The sequence below is a fragment of the Vibrio sp. 1078-1 genome (genome assembly GCF_033340475.1).
In genome coordinates, this window is sequence record NZ_JAWOWM010000003.1 from 553,691 (window position 1) to 568,918 (window position 15,228).

The 15,228-nt window shown below is 45.4% G+C and carries 12 protein-coding genes and 1 tRNA gene; 8 read left to right on the forward strand and 5 right to left on the reverse strand.

What is annotated here, in order from left to right; genetic code table 11:
• Positions 1-30: 30 nt before the first annotated feature.
• Positions 31-1,587, forward strand: a complete 1,557-nt coding sequence (locus R7190_RS09570) for a DUF3612 domain-containing protein (RefSeq protein ID WP_080773721.1) — start codon at positions 31-33, stop codon at positions 1,585-1,587.
• 387 nt (positions 1,588-1,974) lie between these two features.
• Here the strand turns inward: R7190_RS09570 and R7190_RS09575 are convergent, their stop codons facing one another.
• Entirely contained in the window at positions 1,975-3,330 is a 1,356-nt protein-coding gene (locus R7190_RS09575; protein WP_021035911.1) for a diguanylate cyclase, read from the reverse strand.
• Positions 3,331-3,462: 132 nt separating this feature from the next.
• Here R7190_RS09575 and R7190_RS09580 point away from each other — a divergent pair, with 132 nt between their 5' ends.
• Positions 3,463-4,068, forward strand: a complete 606-nt coding sequence (locus tag R7190_RS09580) for an alpha-ketoglutarate-dependent dioxygenase AlkB family protein (protein ID WP_158173507.1) — start codon at positions 3,463-3,465, stop codon at positions 4,066-4,068.
• A gap of 69 nt (positions 4,069-4,137) precedes the next feature.
• Positions 4,138-5,226, forward strand: coding sequence for a DUF3541 domain-containing protein (locus tag R7190_RS09585; RefSeq protein ID WP_005384167.1), 1,089 nt, complete (start codon positions 4,138-4,140; stop codon positions 5,224-5,226).
• Positions 5,227-5,280: 54 nt separating this feature from the next.
• Here the strand turns inward: R7190_RS09585 and R7190_RS09590 are convergent, their stop codons facing one another.
• Positions 5,281-6,489 carry a NupC/NupG family nucleoside CNT transporter gene (locus R7190_RS09590; protein ID WP_017635515.1) on the reverse strand — a complete coding sequence of 403 codons (1,209 nt, stop codon included), beginning with the start codon at positions 6,487-6,489 and terminating at the stop codon, positions 5,281-5,283.
• A 561-nt stretch (positions 6,490-7,050) separates the two neighbouring features.
• Here R7190_RS09590 and R7190_RS09595 point away from each other — a divergent pair.
• A tRNA-Leu gene (locus tag R7190_RS09595) sits at positions 7,051-7,134 on the forward strand.
• 32 nt (positions 7,135-7,166) lie between these two features.
• Entirely contained in the window at positions 7,167-7,778 is a 612-nt protein-coding gene (locus tag R7190_RS09600; RefSeq protein ID WP_005374167.1) for a DUF2913 family protein, read from the forward strand.
• A 78-nt stretch (positions 7,779-7,856) separates the two neighbouring features.
• On the opposite strand, the gene R7190_RS09605 is transcribed toward R7190_RS09600, so the two are convergent.
• Together R7190_RS09605 and R7190_RS09610 are read right to left on the reverse strand one after the other, a co-directional pair.
• Positions 7,857-9,257 (reverse strand): tryptophanase, encoded by a 1,401-nt coding sequence (locus tag R7190_RS09605; protein ID WP_053307136.1) that lies wholly within the window; start codon positions 9,255-9,257, stop codon positions 7,857-7,859.
• Positions 9,258-9,555: 298 nt separating this feature from the next.
• Positions 9,556-10,800 (reverse strand): NADH:ubiquinone reductase (Na(+)-transporting) subunit B, encoded by a 1,245-nt coding sequence (locus R7190_RS09610; RefSeq protein WP_186585526.1) that lies wholly within the window; start codon positions 10,798-10,800, stop codon positions 9,556-9,558.
• 159 nt (positions 10,801-10,959) lie between these two features.
• Here R7190_RS09610 and R7190_RS09615 point away from each other — a divergent pair, with 159 nt between their 5' ends.
• The 3 genes from R7190_RS09615 (at position 10,960) to R7190_RS09625 (ending at position 13,936) form a co-directional block, all read left to right on the forward strand.
• Positions 10,960-12,348 carry a cytochrome ubiquinol oxidase subunit I gene (locus tag R7190_RS09615; RefSeq protein WP_017635517.1) on the forward strand — a complete coding sequence of 463 codons (1,389 nt, stop codon included), beginning with the start codon at positions 10,960-10,962 and terminating at the stop codon, positions 12,346-12,348.
• 10 nt (positions 12,349-12,358) lie between these two features.
• Entirely contained in the window at positions 12,359-13,357 is a 999-nt protein-coding gene (cydB, locus tag R7190_RS09620; RefSeq protein WP_005374173.1) for a cytochrome d ubiquinol oxidase subunit II, read from the forward strand.
• A gap of 174 nt (positions 13,358-13,531) precedes the next feature.
• On the forward strand, positions 13,532-13,936 hold the full coding sequence (locus tag R7190_RS09625; RefSeq protein WP_054574501.1) for a hypothetical protein: 405 nt from the start codon (positions 13,532-13,534) through the stop codon (positions 13,934-13,936).
• Between the two features lie 65 nt (positions 13,937-14,001).
• Here R7190_RS09625 and lhgO read toward each other — a convergent pair whose 3' ends face one another.
• Positions 14,002-15,228, reverse strand: a complete 1,227-nt coding sequence (gene lhgO, locus R7190_RS09630) for an L-2-hydroxyglutarate oxidase (protein WP_186585527.1) — start codon at positions 15,226-15,228, stop codon at positions 14,002-14,004.

Genomic DNA, 15,228 nt, shown 5'->3' on the forward strand with positions numbered 1-15,228 from the left:
ACAAAAATTTTACAATGTGAATTTTACAAAATGTCTGTGTCAAAAAGCCTTATTCGTCAGTCTCATTTTCTTGGTACGAAAATTCGTAACCTAAGAAAAAACAACCATTTAACGATGGAAGATTTGTCTGCCCGTTGTGTAAGAATTAATCCAGAGTACGCTCCGTCGGTTTCTTACCTTTCAATGATTGAGCGCGGAAAACGCGTACCGAGTATCGATATGCTCGAAGTGATCGCGGAAGTTTTTCAAAAAGATCCTGCTTGGTTTTTAGATGATGAACCCGAATTAGAAGCCATCACACCCAACAAAGGAAATCGTGGCGGGATTAGTGGCATGGCGTTGGAGCCGAGCTTTCTGTTCTCCAATGATATTCTTCAAATCGCGATACCAGAAATGCTCTCCCAAACAGGTATCACGGGGCGTCAGTTTGCTCATCTCTTGATTCGAGCACACCAAGAAAACCATCAAAACCATTTTCCTGATTTAGAGCGCGCCGCCGAAGAGGTCGGCTTGAAGCGGCTGAATCTATCTGTAGAAGATCTCGTAGACATTGCAAAGAGTATGGGATTGGATATCCGCTGGGTAGATCGAGCGCCACAAGATGTGATTGATGAACTGGGCGTCAGCGCCAAACAGTTGATTACGTCTTTCATGGAGCCACCTGGGACTATTTATCTCAATAAACGAATGCGTGACTATCCAACCCGATTGAAGTATGACTTGGCGGTATATATCGGCCATCGAGTACTCCATAGCAGCGATGCAATGAATAACGTTTTATCTATCGGGCATCAAAACAATTGGGAGCAAATGGACAGCCCTGTGTCGAACTCTGAACTCAATTCGCAAGATATCCTGCAAGCTTGGCGTGATTTTGAGTCCAGCTTCTTTGCCGGTGCCCTACTCTGCCCCAAAGTACCCTTTCGTCAGCTGCTTGACCGTTCTGGTTACGAGATTGATGTTCACAAAAAGGCGGGAGTTTCTCCTTCTGTTGCAATGCGTCGCATGACGGTGGTCTCGCCTTACCCTCATTGGCACTATTTTGATGCCTATGGCCCCGGCAAGTTAAAAGCAGTGTATCGAGGAAATGGTATTCCATTGCCTTGGGGCAACATGCGCAAAGTAAACGACCCTTGCCAGCACTGGGCGGTATTCCGACGCCTTTCCCAGCCTTTGGATACCAGTTCAGCGCAAATTTCGATTTTAAATGTTGGCGACGAGCCACGTATCTACTGCTGCGAATCGGTCAACGTATTTGACCCTGCGGGAAATAATCGCGTGCTATGTGCCGGTATTGATCTTAACCCTGCTATTTCTGCACAAGGTGGCGATGCCGTTTCCATAGCGGAAGAACTTAAGTCCCTTTGTGTCGCTTCCGGCGGAAGTAGTGTTATTCCTCCCCACATCAAAAAAGACTTAACGACTATCGCTAAGATATTAAACATCAACTGGATAGAGCGCGGGATTCAAACCCAAGCAAGGTTGATCTGCTCCAGAGGGGCGGTTTGTCCAAGACAACCTAGTTGTTACAGCAAGTGCGGAGAAGCTGATGAGACGGGCAGCGACGTGAATATCATCGGTCTTTAGAAAGAAAAAACGCCAATCACAATATACGTGATTGGCGGTATATACTTGTGAACAATTTGTATTCACTAACAACGTCAGTTGGCTAGGTGACCCTCGGCTTAATAAGGGTCACTCTAAGTAATGCACGATGCGTGCCAACTTTAAAAAAGCCGTTTTTTAGTAGATCCAGATGCATATCGTTGCTTTATTAACCATTAATTTCGCAAACTGCATTTGCAAAATGCAACATTATGCAAATATGCCACTGAATGCACTGCTAATAACGACTCTCTCAGCAAAGTGTCTGTGAACATATGAAGTCACATATTCTTGCACCTCAATGATGATGAGATTTCGGGCTCCCAACTTTACCATTCTTCTAACCCCTTATTGAAACTGGGTTCAGGCTCATCCGCCATGCTTTTGTTGATACATTCTCTCATCGGCTATTTTCATCATTTGCTCAGGAGATGACATTTTCGGGTCAAATATCGCGTACCCAATACTGGCTTTCAAATAGATAAGCGTTTCATCGTAAATGACGGGCGTCGAGCATAGCGCTAATCGAAGTTTTTGTAGAAGGGACTGAACATTTTCTTCCGTTCCTGGGTGATGAACTACAACTAAGAACTCATCACCGCCCATTCTGGCCACGATGTCTGATTTACGCAGAGAGCTTTTTACCCTTTCAGCCGTAGCGATTAAAACTTTGTCACCTGCGTCGTGACCATAGGTATCGTTAATGTGTTTAAACCTATCTAGGTCAATATTAATTAAGGCGAAGCTATAACGCTTTTTATAACGTTTCGCTATTTCAAACTGCTGCTTGTAAAACTTCATAAAATAGCGACGGTTTGGTAAATTCGTGAGTTCATCGTGTAAAGCTCTGTCATCTGCAATGGTATACAGTCGATAAATGGCGAACAGCGCGAGGCTAAGTGCGAATATAATGGGATAGCCGATTACTCTAGCTAAATGCAACTGATGCCAAGAGATTTGGCGATCAGCTTTGCCTCCAGAGAAAACCACCATACTCCACCCACCATAAGGAAAATGAACCATCTCTTTTGCATATACCATGCTATTTACACTTTGCGCGCCAAAGAAAGCATCACCAAATGAGCCACCGCTATCGTAACCACGGATCATTAAAGGGTAACGATACGAGAAATCAATTACGCCGGTTTCTCTCATCAGAGCATCGAAATCAATCACCGCACTGATCACTCCCCAGTAGTCCTGATTCATTGGAGGATCAAGAAAAACAGGCACACGCACGATCAAACCTCGGCCACCTTGAATCAAAGTCACTGGCCCTGCGATGAAAATTTCTTGTACATCCTTGGCTTTTTGCACCTGTACCCACTGCTGTGGCACTGCGCGGTAATCAAGGCCGATTAGGCGCTCATTACCTTGGCGTGGAAATACATGACTAATTACATCATTTTTCGCGATACCGATGATTGTAATATGTTTACTTTTATTTAGGATTCGGTGAGCGGCGATACTCAATTCTTCTTCTTGATTTTTAGGAAGTAACGTAATGAGTGTCGCTAAAGTACTGGCTTTGTAGATATCCGCCATAAGTACCGCTTCCAAATTGGAACGGAGAATGGAAAGTTGTTCTTTGGCCTCAACTTGAACTCGCTCTTTGTGAAGCTCTTGCTGGTTTCGATTTAACAGCTCAATAACCCCAATACACAAAGCGAAAAAGGTGAGGAAGAACAATGCAAAATAGCATCGCTTTCTGGGTAAATAACGCATTTTCTCCCCACAACTCGTATACAACTACGAGATTTTTTATTTATTGTTAAAATTCTTATTATCACAAGAATAACCAATCATAATCAGAAAGGTAACAGTGATTGACAACTTTTATGTTTTAGGTGTGAGATGATGCATCAACAAGGCGATTTATTTGGCGGCGATCTATGGCAAGAAGTAGAAAGAGGAAAACTTTATTATGATCCTCATTTTCTTAGCAATCTTGAGGCGGATAATTACTTTGACCAACTTCGAAAGACACTGCCATGGCACCAAGAACACATTACTATGTTCGGCAAGTCAGTACTTCAACCTCGCTTACAAGCGTGGCACGGTGATGCAGCATATACTTACTCAGGCTTAACCATGCAGCCTCACCCTTGGACTCCTGAGTTAACTCAGCTCAAAGTGCGTTGTGAATCAGTTGCTGATGTCACTTTTAATTCTGTTCTCGCTAACTTATATCGACACGGCCAAGACTCAATGGGCTGGCACCAAGATAATGAACCAGAGTTAGGTAGAAACCCTGTTATCGCATCTTTGAACTTAGGTGAAACACGTCGATTTTTGCTTAGAAATTTACATTGTAAAACTGAGATTGAATACGAGCTTTCTCACGGCTCCTTACTGATTATGGCTGGCGAGCTACAGCATCACTGGAAGCACTGCGTACCAAAAACCGCGAAAACCAAAGATGAACGTATCAACCTGACTTTTAGGCAAATTTTTAACTATTGACTCTGCTTTTACATTCTCAATTAATATTGATGGTAGGTTTAGGTTCAGGACTTCATAGGGAATGGATTTATGCGTATTAAACCTCTTAGCTTAGCGGTCTTACTCTCTTGCTCACTTACCTTTGCAGCTCAGGCATCACAGGAAGAGGTACCGCTTCTCGATAATACTCAATCAGCGCAGTTGATTCGTAGTACCTACGAACAGGAACTGTTCACTTTCCCGGCGTTTAAAGAGGGCCATTTTGGCTTACGCATGTACCGCCAAACATTAGATGAGAAATATCACGCTGCCATTTGGACCGACATGGCACAAGTAGCCAGCCGGTTAAACCAATTTGCTAATGAAGTTGTTGAACCAGAAGACATCATTCTCTATTCATCTCAAAGGCTGACCACGTATCAAGAGAAAGAAACCGAACGAGGGCAGCGACGCTATACCGTGACTAAACACCATCCTGAGTACCTTTATCTTGGTGTGGATTTGCTTGGCGCAATGGCAAGAGCAAACGAATACGGCCTAAAGCATAAACAAGACAAAACGCTGAGAAAAATTATTAGGCGCTACGATTTCTCGCGTTACGTTACGGACAAAGAGATGATAGAAGCATGGGCAGCTCAGCTTGCAAACCAAGTCTACTGGCTTCGTCAGTTAGGAGAGCAAGATGTGGTCGAGGAATTCACTCAAACCTTCCGTGACACCTACCCCGACGATAAAGATAAGATGCTTTCAGCTCAGCAGTATTGGAACAAACTCTATGGGATGACGCACATCATCTTTGCCGATTCACAGTATTATCAGGAGCGAGTAAGCGAGAAGAAACACCAATGGATTTATGATTACTTTCGCAACAACATCGACACTATCCTACTGCGCGCCAAAGAAGACGTGATTGCGGAAGTCGGCATTTCGTTTTTGTTAGCAGGCTTGGACCATGATCCGGTCGTAAAGAAAACCCGCCAAGCCATTCGTCACGCAATCAACGCAGAAAAAGGGATGATTCCGTCGGTCGACGGTAACTTTGATCTCAAGTACGGCGAACACCGTAACGTGCTAGCCATCATGCTGCTCGATTGGAAAGGGGTACATAAAGCGCCAACTTATCAAGAGCACCCAGAGGCTTTTAAATCGATACCTTACGGCTTAATGCCCAAGCCTTAGAAATAACAAAACCCGCCATTTAGGCGGGTTTTTAGTGTGTATCTTCAATCTAAATTAGAGAGAGATAAAAATGCCCGCTAAGCACGCACTCATCAGGTTAGCGAGTGTACCAGCAGCAACCGCTTTTAGGCCTAGACTTGCAACATCTTTGCGGCGCTCAGGTGCCATCACGCCGATAGAACCCAACTGAATCGCAATTGAGCCAATGTTCGCAAAACCACACAACGCAAAAGTGATAATAATTTGAGTATGCTCAGACAGTGTCGCTTTGTGCTGCACAAAATCGATAAACGCAACAAACTCATTCATCACCACTTTCTGACCAATGTATGAACCCGCAGCTAGGATTTCGTGGCTTGGCACACCAATCAACCATGCGAGAGGTGCAAACAAATAACCAAAAATCGCTTGTAGCGTTACGCCAGAGAAACCAAGTATCTCACCCAAGTTTTCTAGCCCCGTGTTCACCATCGCGATAACACTCACGAAAGCGATAAGCATGGTACCAACAGCAACAGCAACTTTCATACCGCCCATAGCACCGCTTGCTAGCGCATCAATTACGTTGCTTTCTTCTGATTTATCTAGCTCAATATTGTTGTAATCGCTTGGCGTTTGACGCTCAGGAACGATAATTTTTGCCATCATCAAACTACCTGGCGCTGCCATAAAGCTTGCCGCGATCAAGTATTTGAGGTCGACACCCAAACCAGCATAACCACCAAGCACACTGCCCGCCACTGAAGCCATACCACCAGCCATCACGGCAAACAGTTCAGAGCGAGTCATGTTAGAAAGAAATGGACGAATAAGAAGTGGTGACTCGCCTTGAGATAAGAAGATGTTCCCTGTTGCAACCAAAGACTCTGCTTTACTCGTACCCAAGAACTTCTGGATAGCGCCGCCAATAAATTGAATCACTTTTTGCATAATGCCCAAATAGTAAAGGGCGGAGATAAGAGCACTGAAGAAGATGATGATAGGAAGGACACGAATAGCGAAGATAAAGCCAGAAGAAGCGAGGTCACCAAAGAGGAATTTAATCCCTTCATCAGCAAAGCTGAGTAGCCCCGCGACCCCATTACTTAAACTCGCCAGCGCCGCTTGACCCAACGGGAAATAGAGCACCAAAGCAGCAAACCCCATTTGTAGCATCAAGGCGCGAGATACAGTTTTCCAATTAATGGAAGAACGACCCTCAGAAAGTAGGAAAGCACAACCTAGCAGTGCAACAATACCAAATAGACTAAATAGAACACTCATGAGCTGGACCTACTAAACGTTGAAAAAGAAAAAAGAGCCAAAGGAATTGGCAGAAGAAAGGGACAACGCAGCGAGTGATAACTCACTTTTAGATCCAGAATGTAGACAGAACGAATAGTTCGACATCTTATTTTTACCTTATACAAGCAATTGAACGTAGCTGGTCCGGTCCGTGGGGTCATTCACTGCTGGCGAGCATGTTGCTTGGCCTGCTCCATGTGACGGCTTGTATGGGTAAGGGTCCTGAACAACTAAACCCTAATTCCCGCTTAAACGGGACGCAAGTATAGCCAACAAAAAGAGATATTCATCACATTTATTTACGCAAACGTTCAAGCGTTCAAAATTTAGGCAAAAGTACTCTTTTGTCGTCATACTATTAATAAAAGTAAGGGCATAAGGATAGGCGTTGATGGTAAAAAACATAAAAGTGACCAATAAATATGCAATCAAACTCGAAAGAGCCAAAATTCGTCATTTTGCTCTCGCCAACAGGTGGATTTTGGTTATACAATTCGCGTTGCTTCTTTCGAGGCCTCTGAGTATTCAGAGCATCATGATGCCGAGATGGTGAAATTGGTAGACACGCTAGCATGAGGTGCTAGTGCCTTTGGTGTGAGGGTTCGAGTCCCTCTCTCGGCACCATTATCCTTCTTCCCTAATTTTGTTCGAGTGTAATGCAAAGTTCTAAGCAGGCAAGACAGTCTACAGATGCTAATCAACTTCTGAGTGAGCTTGCGGTTCACGCTTTATTACACCTGCACTTTAAAATTCACGCGTCCTCGCATGGCCTCTCCCTTAAAGAACGTAATGACTTACTTCAGAAATGGCTGAAACCAAAACTGAAGAGTAATCGCTATAAGCTGATTAAAAAGCCGTTAAAATCTTTGACTCAGCAGGCAAAAGGTGAGAACGGAAATCTGGAAGCATTACTCGAGCGCTGCGTCGGTGCAGACAAACCCAGCAACCCTCAACCCGATCTAGATAGCTACTTGCTGCTGATCAACGAGATTGAGAAGAAACTGGGGACTACCGTGTTATTATCTCGACCGGAAGACGTCGACTTATCTCACGACCAACACGGCTGTTTGCTGTGTGTGCTTTCTGAGAACTTAAATCAGCACTTCGATGATAATAACGCCCTAATCGCTCCTATTTCGATGCTGTTCCGCGGACCAATGAGTCAACGTTCACTTTTTCTTGGCAGCATTTACGCCAGTGGTACCTTCAATTATGAAGTGCAGTATCAAGACGACCAGTTCGTTCGCATCACATTAGAGTTGGCGTAAGTGTAACGCTAAGAAATAAACGAATCGAAAAAGGCCGCGAAACTCGCGGCCTTTTGCTTATCTAGATTTAAACTTGAGTTAATCGATCTCTTTAAATCGAGCAGTAAAGTGGCGCAGCACTGGTGGCTCGTACTCGAAAGTGAGCCCTTTTAACTCATGTGCACGATTTTTCAGTTCGATAATCGCATCCGCAATGTAATCCATATGATCGTTTGTGTAGACACGACGTGGAATGGTCAAACGCATCAACTCAAGCTCTGACACTTTTTGTTTACCCGTTTCCGGATCTCGACCAAGCAGCAACGATCCTATCTCTACTGCTCGAATACCCGCTTCCAAGTACAAAGCATTACACAATACCTGCGCAGGAAACTGATCCGCTGGAATATGTGGCAAAATCTTAGCGGCATCCACAAACACCGCATGACCACCCGTTGGGTATTGAATCGGAATACCGCCTTCACGTAAGCGCTCACCTAAGTATTGAACTTGGCTAATTCTATAGTGAAGAAAATCCTCATCCGCGGCTTCATACAAACCGCGAGCGAGCGCTTCCATATCACGCCCAGCCATGCCGCCGTATGTTACAAATCCTTCCATGGGTACGCAGCGCGTCTGCACCGCCTGGAACAACTCCTTATGATCACGAATACAACACATGCCACCAATGTTTACCATCGGGTCTTTCTTAGCTGACATGGTGAGCATATCACCGTACTGGTACATCTCACGGATGATTTCCAGAATCGATTTATTCTCGTAACCCGCTTCACGCTGCTTGATAAAGTAGGCGTTCTCACAGTAACGAGCCGAGTCAATCACCACTGGAATATCGTACTTGGTTGCAATCTCGTACACACTGCGCATGTTTTCCATCGACACAGGCTGACCACCGGAGCTATTACAAGTAATCGTGGTGATAATTGCACAAATGTTATGCGAACCGTGCGCTTCAATTGTTGCCACCAGCTTATCGATATCAAAATTGCCCTTCCAATCATAAGGCGTAGTGGTGTCGAATGCTTCTTCCGTTACCACGTTAATCGCTTTACCGCCATTGAGTTCAATGTGACCCGCTGTGGTATCAAAATGGTAGTTCGAGATAAATACTGGCGTTTCGCCACCACGCACCTGACGCATACGCTCAATCAAAGCTGGGAACAAAATTTGCTCGGCACCACGCCCTTGGTGTGCAGGCACGGTGAGCTTATAACCGAAGAAGTGCTCCACTGCATCACACAGGTTGTAGTAATTTCGACTCCCCGCATAGGATTCATCCCCCATCATGATGCCAGCCCACTGATTATCACTCATGGCACCAGTGCCAGAGTCAGTCAGCAAATCGATATAAACATCATCACTACGAAGAAGAAATGGATTATAGCCCGCTTCTTTTAACGCGACTTCACGGTCTGCCAAAGTCGTCATTTTGATTGGCTCAACCATTTTGATACGGAAAGGTTCTGGAATACGTTTCATTGTTAATTTCCTTATACGCATTGCCCTACGCAGTTTCACGTAAGACTAAAAAACAAATAGATAGAATGCTTTTCAATGCGATTGCATTGAGGAAATCAACGAGAAGAGATTTTACTAAGAAGAGACAAGCAGTAGTCTAGGTTATACCAGAACGACAGCACCAAACGGCTATCGAGAATATCCTTTATTCTCATCGTCTTCGTCCTCCTGATAAAAATAAAAAGTCAGAAACCCCATGTCTCTGACCTTTTCAATATAGTGCAGTTTTCAATCAATTTTCAGTGAGGTCACCCTCATTTTAAGAAGGTCTCGCCCTTTTCATTCTGCGTTTGATATTACTTTCTTTGACTAGGTAATCGAAAAGTGGCGCGAATAAGTTAGCAAATAGAATCGCTAACATGATGCCTTCTGGATAAGCCGGGTTCAGCACTCGGATAAAAATCGTCATCACGCCGATTAATACTCCGTATGCCCATTTCCCGTTATTGGTAAAAGCTGCCGAGACAGGGTCTGTCGCCATAAAGAAGGTACCAAACGCAACCCCACCAATCACGAAGTGCCAGTAGAACGGCATGGAGAACATGGGGTTAGAGTCTGAACCGATCGCATTCAATAGTAATGAAGCTCCGATTAAACCGACCAACACGCCCGCAACAATTCTCCACGATGCAATCTTCATAAAGATGAGAACCAAGCCTGTTAGTGCGATCAACAACGTAGAGACTTCACCCATCGAGCCTGGTAAATTACCAACAAAAGCATCTCCCCATGAAATTGTTTGTCCTGTCATATTATTTATCAAAGCACTTTGCCCGCCTTCATACCATTGACTAAGTGGAGTAGCGCCAGAGTAACCATCAGCCGCGACCCACACAGCACCACCGGACATGTTGGCAGGATAGGCAAAGTATAAGAACGCTCGCCCTGCTAAAGCTGGATTTAGGAAGTTTCGTCCAGTACCACCGAAAATCTCCTTCGCCACAACAATACCGAAAGTGATACCTAAAGCCGCTTGCCATAGTGGAATTGTCGGAGGAAGGATCAGCGCAAAGAGTATAGAGCTGACAAAAAAACCTTCATTCACCTCATGCTTTCGCACAATAGCAAACAGAACTTCCCAGAAACCACCAACGATAAACACCGTCGCATAAACCGGGAGAAAGTAAGTAGCACCAAGCCACATTTTACTTTCCCACCCCGCTTGTGAAACCGCATCTAACGAGCCCCATACCCAACTCAGTTGCCATGAAGAAACAAGCGCTTGCTGAGCTGAGGCTTGTTCCATTCCATACAACAAGGCATCACTCGCTTGCTGGCCTATGTTGTACATACCCCAGAACATGGCAGGGAAGACCGCCAGCCACACCATGATCATAATACGTTTTAAATCGATGCTATCTCGAACGTGAGTCATGCCCTGGTTTACCTTACCAGGCGTGTAAAAAATGGTTTCGACAGCTTCGAAAAGTGGGTAGAACTTGTGATACTTCCCACCTGGACCAAACTTAGGTGTCGCTTTCTCAAAGTAATGTTTAAGGCTCATAACACTCCTCCTTTATCTAAAAGATGGTACGCACATGTGTAAAAAGCGATCGTTTTTTAATCTCTTCGTCTTCCTTCTTCGTATTTCACCTTGTTCGCCACTCTTCTGTCTCCTCTTTAAATCCAGCGAACAGTTTATCCAACGAAAAAGGGACCGCTCATGGACACACTCGCCATTGACCTAGCTAGATTCCAATTTGCCTTTACTGTCTCTTTCCACATTATTTTTCCAGCTTTTACGATCGGTTTGGCAAGTTATCTCGCTGTATTAGAGGGCTTGTACTTAAAAACGGGCAACAAACAGTACATGCAAATCTATAAGTACTGGCTCAAAATCTTTGCCATCAGTTTTGGTATGGGTGTGGTGAGTGGCATCGTGTTGAGCTATCAATTCGGTACTAACTGGAGCGTGTTTGCCGACAAAACAGGCCCAATCCTAGGCCCGCTAATGGGTTATGAAGTTTTTACTGCGTTTTTCCTCGAAGCGGGGTTTTTAGGCGTGATGCTTTTCGGTATGGATAAGGTGGGTAAGAAGCTTCACTTCGCCGCGACTTGTATTGTTGCATTCGGGACGTTTTTGTCTGCGTTTTGGATACTTTCTGTTAATAGTTGGATGCAAACACCAGCGGGCTACAGTATCAACGAAGCCGGACAGTTTATCCCAGAAGACTGGTGGGCGATTGTCTTCAACCCTTCCTTCCCTTACCGGCTCGTTCATATGTTGCTCGCCGCTTACCTTACTACTGCTTTTGTTGTAGCCGGCGTTGCCGCTTATCACTTGCTAAAAGCAAACCATAACCCTCTAGCCAGAATTATGTTCTCGATGGCAATGTGGATGGCTGCCATCGTGACACCAATTCAAATCGTTGCTGGAGACATGCATGGTTTAAACACCCTTGAACATCAACCCGCCAAAGTCGCCGCGATGGAAGGGCACTATGAGTCTCACCAAGGCGCGCCATTGATCCTCTTCGGTATCCCTAACGATGAAGAAAAACGCATGGAATACGCACTGGAAATCCCCAAACTCGGTAGTTTGATTTTAACTCATGACCTCAACGGTGAAGTGAAGGGATTAGATGCTTTTCCAGAGGAGGAACACCCTCCTGTCTCTATCGTTTTCTGGTCTTTCCGAGTCATGGTCGCGCTTGGTTTTGGCATGCTTGTTATTGGTTTGTGGAGCCTTTGGCTAAGAAAGCGTCGCAAACTTTTTGATTCGAGGGCACTTCAACGTATTTGTGTGCTGTTTGCCCCAGCGGGGTTCATTGCAGTTTTAGCAGGCTGGATAACTACCGAAGTCGGTCGACAGCCTTACACCGTATACGGTCTTTTAACCACAGCCAATTCGGCATCGCCTATTGATGCCGCCGCGGTGAGCGTCTCCCTGACGGCGTTCATCGTGGTTTACTTTGTGGTTTTTGGAGCTGGCTTCTTCTATCTCCTACGTTTGATGCGTAAGTCTCCAACTCGATATGAAGAAGGTCTAGATAGCCGACTTCCTGATGGCACGAAAACCGATGCCATCACACATTCTAACCATCTAACCTAGGAGCTAACTCATGGATTACGCATTAATTTGGTACGCTTTGATTGGGCTCGCCGTTCTGATTTATGTCGTGTTAGATGGCTTTGATCTCGGTATTGGTATCCTATTCCTCAGCGCTAATGACGATGAAGAGCGCGACATGATGATGAACAGCATCGCTCCTGTTTGGGATGGGAATGAAACTTGGCTAGTTCTTGGCGGTGGTGGGCTTTTTGCCGTGTTCCCCCTCGCCTACGCGGTCATTATGCCAGCACTCTATGCTCCCCTGATTTTAATGCTGCTCGGGTTAATTCTGCGCGGGGTTTCTTTTGAGTATCGCTTCCGAACACAACGCGGAAAGTTTTTATGGGATAGCGCTTTTTTCATTGGTTCACTCACCGCGGCATTGATGCAAGGCATTATGCTCGGAACCCTGCTCCAAGGTATAGAGGTTAGTGAACGAGCATACGCAGGTGGATGGTTTGATTGGCTTTCACCATTTAGCGTATTTTGTGGCCTGGCGCTTGTTTGTGCTTATATTCTGCTCGGTTCATGCTGGTTATTAATCAAGCTTCCAGAAGAGCTGATGGGGCGCTATTACGTGGTCGCGCGACGATGGGGACTAGCGATGGTAGCCTGTATATTCATCGCCAGTTTGTGGCTGCCATTGAGCCAAAATATCGTCTTTGAACGTTGGTTCTCATTACCAAACTCGCTACTGTTTTTCATTTTACCAATTATTGCTGCGGCACTTATTTGGCAGTTATTCAAAGCCTTACTCGACCACAAAGCCGTCCGAGCCTACGTTCTTGCGATCGGCCTGTTTCTTGTGTCCGCGATGGGTTTCGGTGTCAGTACATTCCCTTACTTGGTCCCATTCGCACTCACTTATCAAGACGTCGCCGCGCCAGATAAGAGTTTGGCATTTTTACTTGCCGGTGCGGTGGTATTACTTCCTCTGATCATAGCCTACACGGCTTATTCGTACTGGGTTTTCCGCGGCAAGATGAAACGTGGAGAAGGATATCACTGATGAAACTAAAACCCATTTTGTGGTTCATTGGCATTTGGCTGGCAAGCGTGGTCTCCTTGTTTATCATCAGTTCGTTGATACGAACTGCGATATTGTAGGCCCAGAGTCTACTGCACCACATCTGAAGCCATTGAGGTCTATACTCAAGCAAGAGTAAAACAACGGAGTGTTTTTATGACCTTAAAGCGGTTTCTGGTAACTTTGATTCCTTTGACGGTTCCACTGTTTTCACCAAATGCATTGGCCGTAGACAAGCAGATGTCATCCGCCATGAAAAGTAAAATGCGGTCTATTTGCTCCGCAACAAACGAACAGAGCCATTGGCAACTTGCTGAGGCAACTCCTGACGCCAGACGCTCACTCAACATGGTGCTTTATCAAATGAATGCCGATGATAAATTGAAAGCAATTCATGAGGTGAGAACGAAAATGGTCGGCGGCACCCATTATGCGTTTGAGTTCGAGTTGCAAGATGGTCAAGTCTGGAATGCAATTGTATTGCACAGTGCCCGAGGCGATTACATGATAGAAAGACACGCAAAGAAAGGGGAACTCTGCCCTAAAGATGGCAACTCCTAAATCCCAGATTCAAATACAATAAAGGCGACCGTTACGTCGCCTTTGTTTTTTACGTCGCCTTTGTTTTATACCGTTTTCGCCTCTATCTTTTCATTCACTTTATCGCAAATGTACTCCCCAATGGGCATCGCAGATGTCGCTGCGGGTGAGGGTGCGTTGCAAACGTGCAGGCTTCTTGCGCTCTCGGCAAACAAAAAGTCATGAACCAAAGTGCCATCGGATAACACCGCTTGCGCACGAATACCCGCAGGATATGGTTTGAGATCATCGACCTTGATGCTTGGGCAGTATTTATTGACCAGCTTGAGATAACCCGGCTTCCACCACGAGTTCTTAAACTCATCCAGTCCGGTTTTTAGATGCTTTTGTGTCACCTTCCAAAAGCCGGAGAAACTGAGCATTTGCATGGTATCTTGCAGGCTAAAGTTAACCTTGTCGTACCCTTCTCGCTTCCAGCCTTGCACCGCGTTTGGACCAACGGTCACACTGCCATCAATCATGCGAGTCAGGTGGACACCTAAGAATGGCAAATCAGGGTCGGGAATTGGGTAAATAAGATGATTCACCACTTGGTCGTGTTTGCTATCTAAGCGGTAGTATTCACCACGATAAGGGATAATTTGGAAATCGGTTGGAATACCCATCATCTTAGTCATACGATCCGCCATCAAGCCGCTGCAAGTGACCAAGAATTTGGCATTGAGCTGCATGGTTTGCCCGTCTGCAATGCAGGTCAATTGAACTTCTTCGTCTTTCTCTTCGGCAGCCACCACTTTGGTTCTCAGGCTGATTTGACCTCCGAGCTTTTTGAACTCTTCCGCCATCTGCTCAGTGACCAAACGATAGTCCACAATACTGGTGGTTTTGACATAAATCGCGCCCAAGCCTGTGATGTTTGGTTCAGCCAGTTTGAGTTGAACTTCATCGAGTAGCTTTACGTCGATGCCGTTGACATGGCAGCGCTCATAGAGGGCATTCATGCGTTCGACTTCTTGCTCATTAGTCGCAACCAACAACTTGCCACAGTTCTCCACCGGAATATCGTGCTCAGCACAGAACGAAATGGTTCGCTCTACCCCACGCTTACAAAAGTCGGCTTTTAAACTGCCCGGAGCGTAGTACACCCCGGCATGAATCACGCCACTATTGTGTCCGGTTTGGTGCTTGGCAAAACCGGACTCTTTCTCAACCAATAAAATGGATTTGTCTGGATGACGTTGCTGCAGTTGCCATGCTGTCGACACACCAACGATACCGCCACCAACAATGATGTAGTCATAGACTGATTTCAT

Excerpts from the sequence above, each read along its gene's own strand:
- R7190_RS09570 (WP_080773721.1), top strand. The coding sequence starts at position 31 with ATGTCTGTGTCAAAAAGCCTTATTCGTCAGTCTCATTTTCTTGGTACG.
- R7190_RS09575 (WP_021035911.1), bottom strand. The coding sequence starts at position 3,330 with ATGCGTTATTTACCCAGAAAGCGATGCTATTTTGCATTGTTCTTCCTC.
- R7190_RS09580 (WP_158173507.1), top strand. The coding sequence starts at position 3,463 with ATGCATCAACAAGGCGATTTATTTGGCGGCGATCTATGGCAAGAAGTA.
- R7190_RS09585 (WP_005384167.1), top strand. The coding sequence starts at position 4,138 with ATGCGTATTAAACCTCTTAGCTTAGCGGTCTTACTCTCTTGCTCACTT.
- R7190_RS09590 (WP_017635515.1), bottom strand. The coding sequence starts at position 6,489 with ATGAGTGTTCTATTTAGTCTATTTGGTATTGTTGCACTGCTAGGTTGT.
- R7190_RS09600 (WP_005374167.1), top strand. The coding sequence starts at position 7,167 with ATGCAAAGTTCTAAGCAGGCAAGACAGTCTACAGATGCTAATCAACTT.
- R7190_RS09605 (WP_053307136.1), bottom strand. The coding sequence starts at position 9,257 with ATGAAACGTATTCCAGAACCTTTCCGTATCAAAATGGTTGAGCCAATC.
- R7190_RS09610 (WP_186585526.1), bottom strand. The coding sequence starts at position 10,800 with ATGAGCCTTAAACATTACTTTGAGAAAGCGACACCTAAGTTTGGTCCA.
- R7190_RS09615 (WP_017635517.1), top strand. The coding sequence starts at position 10,960 with ATGGACACACTCGCCATTGACCTAGCTAGATTCCAATTTGCCTTTACT.
- cydB (WP_005374173.1), top strand. The coding sequence starts at position 12,359 with ATGGATTACGCATTAATTTGGTACGCTTTGATTGGGCTCGCCGTTCTG.
- R7190_RS09625 (WP_054574501.1), top strand. The coding sequence starts at position 13,532 with ATGACCTTAAAGCGGTTTCTGGTAACTTTGATTCCTTTGACGGTTCCA.
- lhgO (WP_186585527.1), bottom strand. The coding sequence starts at position 15,228 with ATGAAATCAGTCTATGACTACATCATTGTTGGTGGCGGTATCGTTGGT.